11 protein-coding genes are annotated in these 12,963 nt (G+C 41.3%); 4 read left to right on the forward strand and 7 right to left on the reverse strand.

Translation table 11 applies throughout. The features are described 5' to 3' along the window. Nucleotides 1-15: 15 nt before the first annotated feature. From MHN79_RS14690 to yccS, 4 genes are all read right to left on the reverse strand, one after another. Entirely contained in the window at nucleotides 16-1,275 is a 1,260-nt protein-coding gene (locus MHN79_RS14690) for a hydroxymethylglutaryl-CoA reductase (RefSeq protein ID WP_239173489.1), read from the reverse strand. 88 nt (nucleotides 1,276-1,363) lie between these two features. Then, nucleotides 1,364-1,642: a hypothetical protein gene (locus MHN79_RS14695; protein WP_239173490.1), complete on the reverse strand. Its 279-nt coding sequence runs from the start codon at nucleotides 1,640-1,642 to the stop codon at nucleotides 1,364-1,366. Between the two features lie 58 nt (nucleotides 1,643-1,700). After that, nucleotides 1,701-1,925: a hypothetical protein gene (locus MHN79_RS14700; RefSeq protein WP_239173491.1), complete on the reverse strand. Its 225-nt coding sequence runs from the start codon at nucleotides 1,923-1,925 to the stop codon at nucleotides 1,701-1,703. Between the two features lie 146 nt (nucleotides 1,926-2,071). After that, nucleotides 2,072-4,228 (reverse strand): YccS family putative transporter, encoded by a 2,157-nt coding sequence (gene yccS / locus MHN79_RS14705; protein ID WP_239173492.1) that lies wholly within the window; start codon nucleotides 4,226-4,228, stop codon nucleotides 2,072-2,074. A 192-nt stretch (nucleotides 4,229-4,420) separates the two neighbouring features. Between yccS and helD the strand changes: the two genes are divergently transcribed. Both helD and cutA read left to right on the forward strand, forming a co-directional pair. Further along, nucleotides 4,421-6,502, forward strand: a complete 2,082-nt coding sequence (gene helD / locus MHN79_RS14710) for a DNA helicase IV (RefSeq protein WP_239173493.1) — start codon at nucleotides 4,421-4,423, stop codon at nucleotides 6,500-6,502. Nucleotides 6,503-6,506: 4 nt separating this feature from the next. Then, complete coding sequence (cutA, locus tag MHN79_RS14715; protein WP_239173494.1) at nucleotides 6,507-6,827, forward strand: divalent-cation tolerance protein CutA; 321 nt, start codon at nucleotides 6,507-6,509, stop codon at nucleotides 6,825-6,827. Here cutA and MHN79_RS14720 read toward each other — a convergent pair. After that, nucleotides 6,791-7,408, reverse strand: coding sequence for a DUF2238 domain-containing protein (locus MHN79_RS14720; RefSeq protein WP_239173495.1), 618 nt, complete (start codon nucleotides 7,406-7,408; stop codon nucleotides 6,791-6,793). The two genes, cutA and MHN79_RS14720, sit on opposite strands and share 37 nt — an antisense overlap. A gap of 236 nt (nucleotides 7,409-7,644) precedes the next feature. On the opposite strand from MHN79_RS14720, the gene MHN79_RS14725 reads away from it, so the two are divergent. Continuing rightward, nucleotides 7,645-8,484, forward strand: a complete 840-nt coding sequence (locus MHN79_RS14725; RefSeq protein WP_239173496.1) for a 2OG-Fe(II) oxygenase family protein — start codon at nucleotides 7,645-7,647, stop codon at nucleotides 8,482-8,484. A gap of 129 nt (nucleotides 8,485-8,613) precedes the next feature. After that, nucleotides 8,614-9,231 (forward strand): DNA-J related domain-containing protein, encoded by a 618-nt coding sequence (locus tag MHN79_RS14730; protein WP_239173497.1) that lies wholly within the window; start codon nucleotides 8,614-8,616, stop codon nucleotides 9,229-9,231. Nucleotides 9,232-9,283: 52 nt separating this feature from the next. Here the strand turns inward: MHN79_RS14730 and MHN79_RS14735 are convergent, their stop codons facing one another. Then, nucleotides 9,284-10,939: an ABC-ATPase domain-containing protein gene (locus tag MHN79_RS14735; RefSeq protein ID WP_239173498.1), complete on the reverse strand. Its 1,656-nt coding sequence runs from the start codon at nucleotides 10,937-10,939 to the stop codon at nucleotides 9,284-9,286. A gap of 69 nt (nucleotides 10,940-11,008) precedes the next feature. Next, complete coding sequence (locus MHN79_RS14740; RefSeq protein ID WP_239173499.1) at nucleotides 11,009-12,898, reverse strand: bifunctional diguanylate cyclase/phosphodiesterase; 1,890 nt, start codon at nucleotides 12,896-12,898, stop codon at nucleotides 11,009-11,011. Nucleotides 12,899-12,963: the final 65 nt, after the last annotated feature.

The raw sequence follows: 12,963 nt of genomic DNA on the forward strand, positions 1-12,963 counted from the left end.
TGGAGAAGAGAGCGTTTACCTTGCTAGTTTTTGGTGTGCTTTCGAGAAGTGACCAGCACAAAATGCTCCAACAATGGATAGTTCGCCAGCTAAGCAGAGGCCAGCAGTGACTTCGGCGAGCGCTTTTGATTTTCCAGTGCCATATAATCCCATGATTTCTAGACATGCTCTTTGGCTGGGTAGATGTGTGCCACCACCTACAGTGCCGACCATGATGTTGGGTAAAGTAACACAAGCATATAGACCGCCATCCATATTAATTTCCATACGCGTGATGCCAATCGCGGACTCAGCTACGCAGGCTATATCCTGGCCACATGCAGTATAGAGAGCGGCAAGTGCATTTGCATAGTGAGCATTAACGCCAATTCCGCCACTAAGTGAGGCGCCTGTTGTCGTCATTTGACCAAACTTAACCATTTTTTCTGGTGTGGTATGTAGATACTTCTCTACTAGATCTTTAGATAGGTTTATTTCAGCAGAAACCTTTTTACCCCTGACATGCTTTAATGTGCAAGTGTTGGGCTTTTTATCACCCGATAAGTTTCCATCAAGAAAAGCTTCTTGAGCTTTGATTGGTGAATGTGCACATATATAGTTAAACACCTCATTGGTTGCTATCGTAACCATGTTCTGCCCTGAAGCATCACCGGTATGAAACTCAAAGATAAGGTATACTCGGTTACCCTCTATATTTACACTGACATCATTCAACTGACCATGTGCAGTTGTCGATTCAGCAATCTTCTTACATTGTTCATACTGCGTTACCACCCAAGCTACAAATTGTCCTGCCTGAGCCAGGCTATGAAATTCAAACACTGGTGTTCGTGTCACGCCTTCGTTGAGCAATATCGCACTCGCACCACCGCCAGATGTAATGAGTTGGGCTCCACGATTGTATGATGCAACTAATGCTGCTTCAGTGGTGGCAAGTGGGATCAAGAAATCGCCATGAGCATGCAGGCCATTAATGCGAAGTGGGCCTGCGACTCCGACAGGAACTTTTACTGTGCCGATAAAGTGTTCAATGTTTTTGTTATACGTATCAGACAGACTTCTTGTGGTCGGGTCGAGTAAGTGCTGTTGTTCTGTCATGTCAGATAAAACGTTCCACCGCTTATCTAAGTTTTTTGCGGAGATATATGGACTTTGCGTCAGCGACTGCTCAATTGGGGCTGAGCTAGGCAAAAGCCTACTCTCTAGAGTAGCTGAACATAATTCTGTATTGAAGTTTGACGTTCTGTCATGACTAGACAAGTTGAGTTTGGGCATGGTGATGAAAAAAATAGTGTTGTCGAGCGATTCTAGCGTCTGTTACGAGGAAGACAACATTTATTCTTTAATGAGAAGTAAATTTAACCTAAACATGAATATCAAGCAATGTACCGATCATTTCTTGGTCTCTCTGTAATACATTGGTACCAATACGGCTATACTGCTCTGCTTGAGTGAGCTTGACCATAGGTTCTATCTGTGAGGTTTCAGGCGGCTTGAATTCCACCTCATTGAACTGGTAGGAGTTATCTTTTTCGATAGGGTTGGTCGCTTTGAGTTGGTATATTTCGCGCGCAGCTTCCTCTGCCATTTTAGATGACTGCTCGATTAGCTGATAGCCGGGTTGGACTGCAGATACTGCCATAATCACCCCCTATACCTAGTTAAAGCGTAATGTGGATTTGCTTTTTTAGCAAGTTATGCTAGCGAAATAAGCTCGCTATAAGTCGTTGCTCTTCATCAGTTAGTAGAGCGTTTTTAGGCTCTGATAAGGTTTGAGATATCTCAGTTTTTAGTGTTCTTAGCTGACAGGGTGTCATATTTTTAATTTGTTTTTTAAGAACTTCAAACTGCTTTGAATTCATGTTGGGTTGCCTCCGAATCAAATCAATTTTCTCATTCGAATAGCAAGAGATGTCTCCTTTCATCGTCTCACCTTGTTACAAGATTTAAGATCCCATCTTATGCAGAATTGCTGCATTTATGTCCGGAAAATGTCAGATGGACTTTATATCTTTGTGAATTATGCCATATAAACAAATGATAAAGATAACTTAATTGTCATTAAAGTGACTCAGTTTTTTGCACGAATTACGAATTTTTTAGCTAAAGAGTGCAGCTCAGGAAGCATTCGGTATATGAGGTAGAGTTGTTCTAATACCATTTTCACTTCGCTGTTATCTTGCTCTCTCCATTCTTCTAGTCGACTTTTCAGATCAAGATCAATAATATTACTTTGTGAATCATAGTGTTCAGAACCATCGAGCAACTTAGTCAATATTTCCAAGTGATGATGGATGACTTTGTGTGCGTCTAAAATCAGTTTGTGGGTCCCCGCTTCACTAATGCGTGTTCTATGGGCACCAAGAGCAGAGGAGTAACTCAATAAAGCGTGACTTAGTGTCAAGAAACGGAAGCTTTCGTCTGTGGCTGTCCGGTATCGTCCTGGTTCTATCAGCATTGAACTTATGGCATTGTTTAGCTTTGCATCGTGGTTGTGAGCCTTACGCCTTGCTATTCGGTAAGGCAAACTATCTTTCTTTCCGATTCGATATTGACCTATGATTTGTGCAAGGTACTCTTGGTTGGCTTGAATGGCTTCAGCCATTACTTTATGCAGTCGTTTTGATTGCCAATCTGGTAAGATGAAAGTGACTGATAATACCGCCAGCGCGCATCCAATAAGGGTATCAGTTAATCTTGGAATAACTATCGCGTAGCCGTCGCCGCGCTGATGAAAGCAGAATAGAACTAAAATTGTGATAAAGCCTGTCGCATATCCATAGTTCGCAAGTCGCAGCATAAAAAAAGCGACGCCTGAGACCACAATCAGCAGTAATTGACTTTCCTGTGAAGGGAACAGAATAAGTAAAGGCACACCTACTAATAGACCAAGTATGGTACCAGCCACTCTAGCAACCAGTTTATTACGAGTCGCACTATAGTTGGGTTGGCAGACAAATAATGTTGTCATCAGTATCCAATAACCTTGTTCAACATGTGTCAGCTGAACTAGACAATATCCCACCGTTAATGCCAAAGACATCCTCACTGCATGGCGAAATAGCATCGAATCGAGTGAAAAATGTGATATGACTCGTTGCCAGCCCTCTTTAAGGCTATGAGCCTCCGTGTCATCAAGTTCGGCTGTGTCGAGTATACCTGCGTTTGAAGTACAAATATTACTGAGTTGCTTTTCAACGGTGGCAAGATTATTAAAGAGATAGTTAAGCTGGTTAATCAATGACTTCTTATCACTCTTTATTTTTGTTTTTAGGTGTTCCAGTGAGCAAACTAATTCATCGAGCGCAAGTAACGACTGGCCAGTATGAACATATTCCTTACCTAGCTGGATTGACTTCGCTACTTGTTTACATGCCTGTGCTTGCGTTTCGAGTAGGTGCTTGAATCTAAAGAGTATGTCTGAACGACCAAACTGCTGACATAGCTCTTGATAGCGATAGTGGCTTGAACTGATGCGTTCATGGATGTCTTGAGCAAGGAAGTAAATGTTGAGATATTCATCACGAGACGATTGAACATAGCCCCGTTTAGACCGGTTTAATAAGGTTGTTTTACATTGGTTCAAAGCAGTCACTGTTGCTGCGTTGAGTGCCGCTTGTTTTATTCTATAGGGTTGGGGATCTAGACCAGTAACAGGGTGAAAGAGTTGGCTCCGCGACACTAAGTACTTCGAGAGGTGAATAAATACGTTAGCTAAACTTTGTTGAACAGGTTGGTGGGGCCATAGTGCTGACCAAGTTATCGATAATATGAAATACCAAATAGAGCCTGAAAGCAGCCAGATAGGTTGTTGCCAGATATTAGAGCTTTGCTCAGCACCCAACATGGTGTATACCGCGACGAGTAGTGAACCAAACGCGATACTTGCGTAGCTCGCACTGATTGCGCCAAGCATTATGAATCCGAAAGTAGAAATACATAGCCCTATCGCAAACAAAATAGGCGTGGAAAAGAGCAGTTCGATAGAAAATGACGCAATGGCGAAGCAAACTAACGTAATAAACGTAGCTTTGATGCGACCTAAGACACTATCATCCGTTTCTGATAATGCGGCTGCGATAACACCTAATATTAATGGAATAACAGAATTATCGATGGAATAAAACCAGCTGACGCCAACTACACCGACTAAAGCGACCAGAATCAGTAGGCCGTAATTGATGGTTTTGTTTGCCCAATAGAGGTGAAGTTGACTTAAAAGTTGCACAGTGATTGCTTTTCGTTCTTATTAATGATCATGTTAAATAATAATACATGTTAAATTTATGATGTAGATAAAGAAAAATGTTTATTTTCGAGAAATTAACTCGACGTGGATAGTTATCTATTGACAAGATCTTTTCATTGTATGCACTGGTTACGTTATTATGTGGATAATTAGGCCTGAGGAAATGTAAACATGCAGCTAACTGCAACCAAGACTGCACAATATTTGATACAAAATGAATATAACCGGGTTTCTCTAGAATCTGATGTCATCATACTCAGCTCCAAATGGTTTGAAGAACATATCCCGTTTAGTGTATGGAATGGTGAAGTTAAGCTAAAACGAGGCTTAATTTGGGGTGGTTTACAGTTTTTTTCTCACCCTAAAGACGGCAGTAGGCAGTCATGGTTAATTGAAGGCCTTTCATGGCAGAGCTGCTGTCAGTTTGCTCGCCTAGCGGTTGACTGCTATCAAAAATGGCATAACAAACAATGCCAACAGCTTTATGCACTTCTTCCCCAATGGGAAATGGCCTTACAGGGGCTAGAGCGTCAACCTGCGTACCTAACTCATTCTACCGTTGATTACCAACTAGCGAAGATTTTCGACGATCTAAAAACGGCTCAAATGACGCTGGAAGATGCCGTTTTGATGGCACCCCAGAAGATGGCCAATCTAGTGGCTTGGGTGACAGACACCGAAAATGTTATGCAATTACGAAACCAAAGGTGGATGGAAATCGAGCTGGAAAACTGGAAAGTGCTTTTTTCTCAAATAGAGTCGTCTCCACTGAATTTGTCTCAGCAACAAGCGGTTTTACTAAATGATGACACCAATTTAGTGCTTGCAGGAGCTGGCTCAGGCAAAACCAGTGTTCTAACCGCACGTGTCGCATACCTTCTTCAAAGCCACCTTGCCCAATCGGAAGAGATTCTTATGTTGGCATTCGGGCGCGATGCTGCATATGAAATGCGTCAGAGGCTAGAAAATAAAATCGGTTTGAGTGCTGATGAAGTGAAAGTTAATACATTTCACCAGCTTGCACTCGCTATTTTAAATGATGTTGAAGGCTCCTCAGTCACCATCTCTCCTATTGCCACTGACGATAACTTAAAAAATGCATGGTGTATGGCGTGGTTAAAAAATCATTGGGCTTCATCAACCGCATTCAAACGTTGGCAAAAGCACCTCAAAAAATGGCCAATTGCTTACATAACTGGAGACGATGAGTTAGCAAGTCATGCTGAAAATCCGAAGTTAATTAATTGGTTAGCAAAGCAGCTCGAACAACTGTCTGCATTAGGGTCTACCAAGAAAGATATCCAAGAGAAGTTAGTGACGTTTGATGACTATACACGTCTTAACAGTGAACTTGCCTTAGTTTGGCCTTGCTACCAAGCTTGGATGGCGAGGCTTAGTGAAGATGGGAATGTTGACTTCAATATCATGATTAGCAAAGCGACAGAATATGTTGAAAAAGGGAAATACAAGCCGTCATGGAAATATATCATGATTGACGAGTACCAAGATATTTCACCAAAACGCTTACAGTTAGTGGAAGCTTTATGCAATCAAAAAGGATCGCCCAATTGTGTATTGTTTGCTGTCGGTGATGATTGGCAATCGATTTATCAATTCGCGGGTGCGGATGTAGATTTAACGACAGGGTTCGCTAAACGTTTTCGTTATTCAACGATACATAAGCTTGATACAACTTATCGCTTCAATAACCAGATTGGTGAAGTGGCCAACCAGTTTATTCAGCGTAATCCTAATCAGTTGATAAAAACATTAAAAAGCTATAAACAGAAAAAATCTAAGTCTGTAACCTTGTCAGAGAGTAGTTCGGTAGAAAAGATTCTCGAAGAGTTAAACCGTAAAGCGAACAGCACTCAAAGCGTGTTGCTGCTCGCCAGAAATCATTATCACAAGCCTGAGCTTTTACCACAGTGGCAAAAACAGTTTGCTTTATTGTCGATCGACTTTATGACGTGTCACGCTAGCAAGGGACGTGAAGCTGACTATGTTATTATTTTATGTGTCGATGAAGGCCAGTTTCCTGCCAGAGTTAAGAGTTTACACATTGATGGTGCTTTGACCCAATCTACGGACCCTTACCCTTACCCTTATGCGGAGGAGCGCCGCTTATTTTACGTTGCTCTTACACGAGCCAAAAAGCATGTCTGGGTGACGTATTCAGGCTCTGGATCCTGCTTTATTCATGAACTTAAAGACCAAGACTATCCAGTTAATGTTAAAAAGCGCGGTGTGTAACACGATGAAAGAAGAATTATGTATTGTCTTAACGACAACAGATTGTCAGAAAACGGTGCAAACAATCATAGAAACAGCATTACAGCGGGAGTTGGCTGCTTGTATCCAAACTTTGCCCATTCAAAGCAGTTATAAATGGGAAGGTAAGCTACACCAAGATAGTGAAACTTTACTTATTTTTAAAACGAAAAAGGTCTGTTACAAGAAACTAGAAGACCTGATTAGTTCGCTCCACAATTATGAGGTACCGGAAGTGATTCAACTGTCAATCACTGAGGGATTCAACCCCTACCTGACATGGTTGAAGGAGTCGACACGTTGCTGAGCTAAAAGAAGAGTCAGTGATGTCAGTGCTCCAATAGTGTCCATTAACATGTCTTTTTGAGCATCCCAGATGTCCCCTTGAGAACCCAAGAAAGCTATTCCTTCATCACCTCCAGCAAGGGCAGCATACCACCATTCAACGATTTCGTAGCCTGCAGCCAGTGACATGATAGCAAATAAAGCAAAACATACAGCGAGTTTAACACTCATCAATTGGCGTCGGATTATGTACTCAGCGATGGGGTAGGCATATAACCCGATAGAAAAATGCGCGACACGGTCGAAGTTATTACGTTCTGAGCCGATAAGCTGATTGAACCAATTGAATGGAACCTCGGCAAAGGTGTATTTGGCTCCAATAGTGTGCAGTGTAAGCCAGATAAACATCAGAATGTAGGCTGTGTTAGAGAAATTGAACTGTTTTGATATTATCCAAATAAAAAACAATATTCCTAAAGCGGGAATTATTTCAGCGACCCATACAGTATAGGAAGTTGGGGAAATGGCAGAAAAGGCAAATACGACCGCATAACCAAGTGTTAACCAAAATAAAATTGATAGTGAACTATTGTTGGTATCCATTTGATCATCGCCTCTTTAGTCAGTTAACATGTGTATAATGGCACCTAATAAAACGCTGTACAATTAAAATTTAACGGTTTAACTCTCACATTTTACTAACTGATAATGTTGAAATGTATAATAAACACACAGATAAAATCTGTGTTATTGCGTTGGGCCTCGGCAAAGTTTGCTTTACTGGGCCACGAGATTTAGAATCCTGCTTCAACCATAGCACAATGAAATAAAGTGAAGCCATGAAACTGGAAACCGTCGATTATAGGGCCGAAGATGCGGCGCAAAAATTTGTCAAATCACTTCGCGAAACAGGGTTTGGAGTACTGAAAAACCATCCAATTCCCAAAGAGCTCGTCGAGTCAATTTACGAGAACTGGTATCAGTTTTTTATGACAGATCGGAAGAATGAGTTCACATACAATGTTGAGACACAAGACGGTTACTTTCCTCCTTCTGTTTCTGAAGTAGCAAAAGGGCATGCGGTCAAAGATATCAAAGAGTACTTCCATGTTTACCCTTGGGGACAAATACCGGAGGAACTAAAAGCGCAAATTTTGGATTACTATCAGCAAGCAAATAAATTTGCTGAAGAGTTGTTAGGGTGGGTCGAAGCTCATGCACCAGCCGAAATTCAGGACAAGTTTTCTGTGGCACTATCGGAAATGATTAATGGTAGTGAAAAAACCTTGCTAAGAGTGCTCCACTACCCACCGATGACTGGCGAAGAAGAGCCTGGAGCGATCCGAGCTGCGGCTCATGAAGATATAAACCTACTTACTGTTCTTCCTGCATCTAATGAGCCTGGTCTCCAAGTCTTGGGCAAGGATGGGCAATGGATTGATGTGCCCTGTGACTTTGGTAGTTTAATTATTAATATCGGTGATATGCTTCAGGAAGCATCAGGTGGCTATTTCCCTTCGACGACTCATCGTGTTATCAACCCAACAGGTGAGCGCCAAGAAAGTTCAAGAATTTCATTACCTTTGTTCCTCCATCCCAAACCTGAGGTGGTACTCTCAGAGCGCCATACGGCAGATACATACCTAACAGAGAGACTAAAAGAGCTTGGAGTGCTTTAGCAAAATTTGTTTAGCGGGCCAGTGAGAACTGGCTCTTTTTTTGGGTAATGATCGTTAAATCTTAGATATTGGCTCGACAAATCGATAATTTTAGCTTTGTATTAAAAATAAACGCTGAATAATTTGGATATGAACGAACATCAGGAAGTCGCCGCCCAATTTGAACAGTATATGGAAAACCCATTGCTGTGGCCCATAATGGAAGTTTTAAAAAAACAACCTTCTGGATGGAAAGTTCACACACTTTCGTCCCATCTTTGCGATCTAGAACTTTTGCCTATTCTCGATGCTTCACCGGAAAAAGATCTTTTCAAACGCAACTTTCTAATCATGAACGCTCTATATCAATTGCAAGAAACACTGTACCCAGAAAACTGGCTGCAGGTACAAGCAATGGATATTATGTTGATGCCTCAGTCTCAAGTTTTCGGCCATGAAGTCGATCATGCAGACCCGCTTAGAGACTATTATCTTGATTGGCACAATTACGAAGCGGAAGAAGGTGAGGTGAAACGCTTGTTGAACGAGTTTTGGACGCGATATAGAGAGTTTGTTGGTAGCATTGATGTAAGCGATATGGATCGGACTAAAGCTTTGTCGCTATTCGAGCTTCCCTTAGACGCAAGTCAAACTGAAATTCGAAAAACGTGGCGAAAGCTGGCGTTAAAATGGCACCCTGACAGGGAAAATGGCAATAGCGAACGATTCAGGGTATTGTGTGAAGCTTGGCATGTATTGAGGCATTGATAAGTGTGGCTAGCACACTTATCAATCCAAATTTATGTTAAGTCGGCCTAATCTACTTTTTTTGCTGAAATCTTGCTCTTCTAAAACGATTCAGAGCTGCAATCACATCCAGTGCTCGTGGTTTTGCGAGATCACCATGCTTGGGCATGTTGCTTAACCAATTTTTATCAAGTATCGTCTGAATTTCTTTAGTTGGATCATCAGATAGGCCTGTTTTATGGGCAAGCTCAAACCAAATCCAGCCTATGGCGTTTATCTCACAACTCGACTCTAGCTGTTCTAATGTAGAAAGATCAGTAAACTCCTTCCCAAAACGTAGCGCATCTGTTCCTTTTGCAGACACCCTAAACTTACCCTCAGTAAGAATTTTTTGTAGAGCTGCTCGATTGAGCTGGCGAGGTGAAAAAGTAGACAAAGGAGTTAATGACTCATTAGTACGCTCAGTTGGATGCTGTTTGATCACTTCTTTCGCTTTTTGAGTGACATCTATAGCTTGATAATCATGCATTTGGATAACGTTGTCGGCAACATCAAAGTAGTCTCCTGAGCCACCCATAACCAAAATTGTTGACGTGTTTAGTGAGTCTCTAAGTTGGCCTATACGATCGACTAGTGGCGTTATCGGCTCTGCATCTTTGCTGACTAACGCTTGCATCCGTTCATCACGAATCATAAAGTTAGTGGCTGATGTATCCTCATCAATCAAGATTGCTTGAGCGCCAGCTTCTATAGATTCTTGGAGCCATGCAGCTTGAGAAGTTGAACCGGAAGCATCTTGAGTAGAGAAGTCACTCGTATCTCGGCCCATAGGTAAGCAGTTTATATAGTTAGATAGGTTTAAGCTATGGACACACCGACCATCTTCTGCACGAATTTTATTCGTATTTCGGTTAGTGACAATATACTCTCTTCCGTCTCCGGGGATATGGTTATAGATAGAACGCTCTATCGCGTTTAGTAGCGTTGACTTGCCATGAAAACCTCCACCTACAATCAAGGTAATACCTTTTTTGATACCTAGGCCCGTCACTTTTCCTTTATTTGGAGTGATGATGTCGACTTCCATCGAGCTTGGAGCTGTAAATGGTTTGGCATCCTGCATAGGTAGATCACTGTTTCCAGCAATTCTCGGAAGTATTGACCCGTTACCTATAAAAGCAATCAAACCGAGCTTATCAAGCTCATCACGCATAAAGTCCTGGTCTTCCACAACCTGACAGTGGAACTCGAGTGCTTGCTTATCGATTTCTCTCTCTAATGTGGACCGCCTAATGTACTTAGGCAGGTGAAAAGTAAGTAGGTTGTCAGCTTTCTTACCAAGTACTGAGCGTCCTTCTGCTGGGAGATTAATGCGAAATCTGAGTTCGATTCCTTCTTCAGTGAATAGGACCGCTGTAGAGTCTAATACTGTTTGCCCTGTTAAAGATATATCAAGGCTGTTTTCTTGTTTACAAAGCTGAGAGAAATAGCGTGCAATGAAATCACGCGCGGCAGTCTGATAAGATAGAGACTTTCCTTGCAACCATTGTAGCCCTGTCAGTGACCATGGGCGAATTGCTCGTACTCTTGAAGCTGATGCATAGGGATCGGGCTGTACCTGATCGATCAGGAACCTGTAGTCACCAAAATCATACTCACCTTTGATTTTTTGGTAGGCACGATAGTTTTGTTTTTCAATTTTTTTTAGCGTCGCGGTTAACTGTTCCATAGAGCGATCTCAAGCGCGGTTCATTAGAAGCGAGGATTATAAGAACCGCATGCTACAGAGTAAAGAGAATCAATGCTCTTGAGGAGTAACTTGACGGTAGAGATTGTATTCAAACTCATTGCTAGGTATTGGTTTACAATATAAGTAGCCTTGGCCATACTCACAGCCTTCATTCACGATAAACTCTTCGTGCTTTTTATTTTCAATACCCTCGGCTGTGACTTTCATATTAAATGCATGGGCTATCGCTATGATGGAGCGAACTATTTCTTGATCCTTGCGACATTCATCGATTTTTTCAATAAAGCTCTTATCTATTTTTAGGGCATTAAATGGGAATTTTTTTAGATAATCATAAGAGGAATACCCCGTGCCAAAGTCGTCTAATGACAGTGTCACCCCCAATTCGCGTAAACGCTTGAGAGATTTTTCCATCACAACATCATCAATCACGATACCGCTTTCAGTAATTTCTAGCTCAATGTTTTTGGCAGAAAGTTGGTGAGTAATGAGTAAATTTTCGAGCTCTTGTACAAACTTCAAGCTGTTGAGTTGAACAACGGAGACGTTGATAGCAATTTTAAATTCCGAATTCCACTCTACCCATTTAGCGCCTTTTTTGATTGCTTCGCTTAGAACAAAACGTCCTATTTCAAAAATAAGTCCGTTTTTTTCGGCTATGTTAATCAAAGTTTCACTGGAAATGTCTCCCATTGTGGGGTGCCTCCAGCGTAAAAGAGCTTCTGCACCTATCCAAGAACTGGTTTTTGTACAAACCTTGGGTTGAAAATGAAGAAGTAGATCATTGTCTCTTATCGCTTTGAGTAAATAAGACTCCATTTTTTGAGTGTCTGATGAGAAACTTGGTAAATATTGTGAGTAATAGCGGTAGCTTTGTCCGCTATCTTTACTTGATAGAGCAATTTTTGAAGCAAATTGGAGCAGGCTATTTGGGCATAATGTATCTTTAGTAGTACAAACTCCAATGTAAGCATTAAGATGAAATGACTTTCTATCAATCACAAATGTCGATTGGCTCAACTGCACTATATGTTTACACAGGTCATCAAGCTCGTTTTGGTCTTTTAAATCACTAACAACTAACACTATATCGGTAGACGTAGGTAAAGAAGTAATAATCTTGCCATTTCCTTTATTTTTGATCTTTCTGTCAAATTGAATGAGAAGTTGTTTCCAAGTTATACTGTCGGCCTGTTCTTGAATCAGCTGTCCGTTGATGAAGTTAATGTGTATAACAGCACCAAACTGTGTGTTGTTTTGGGTCTTTTTTGCAAGTTTGGTCACCTCTTTTTCAAGAGCGTGGCGATTTAAGAAACCCGTTCTAATATCGTGCCATCTCTGGTAATCAATGATTCCCTCGGCACGCTGTCGTTTCTTGATTTCTTGTTCAAGATAGCTATGGACCATGTCCATATCACGGTTGCGTGCATCAACTCTGTTTCTCAGTTCTATGTTAGTGTTCTTTAACTTTTCTTTCTGATAAAGAGTCGATAACTGTAGCTCGATTGAATTACGAAAGCTCAAGATAAGCTCTTGGTAACAAAACTTGGACGAATAAACGTCGTTACCCCAAATACAGATCGTGCCGAATATATTGCCATTGGGCCATTTAATTAGTAAGCCTTGACAAGAATCTGACCAGCTCTCACGAAACAAAAAAGTTTCTGAGCCTGGGGTAAGCATGTTTTGTTCGGCGAGCATTATATGCTCACCTTCTGCCCAACAGCATAGATCTTTATTTTTAACCCTAGATTTACTAATGTTGGATGAGCTCCATGCATTTTTATTTGATTTGACGGCTCTGGCTTTTTCTTTTTGGGTGTCTATTATCAGTGCAGTAGGAATGGACATGATTTCAGCAATTAAGTTTATATTGTTTTGCCAGCTACTTGAGATATCTTCTGGGATAACTAAGTTGGCTGTATTGATGTGTGACATTTGTACCGAATCCTTTGCTGCTAACCGCTTTTATATAATAACTTTAAAGTCAGTAGCATTTGCCC

Source organism: Vibrio sp. Of14-4 (assembly GCF_022347625.1).
Lineage (GTDB): Bacteria > Pseudomonadota > Gammaproteobacteria > Enterobacterales > Vibrionaceae > Vibrio > Vibrio pristinus.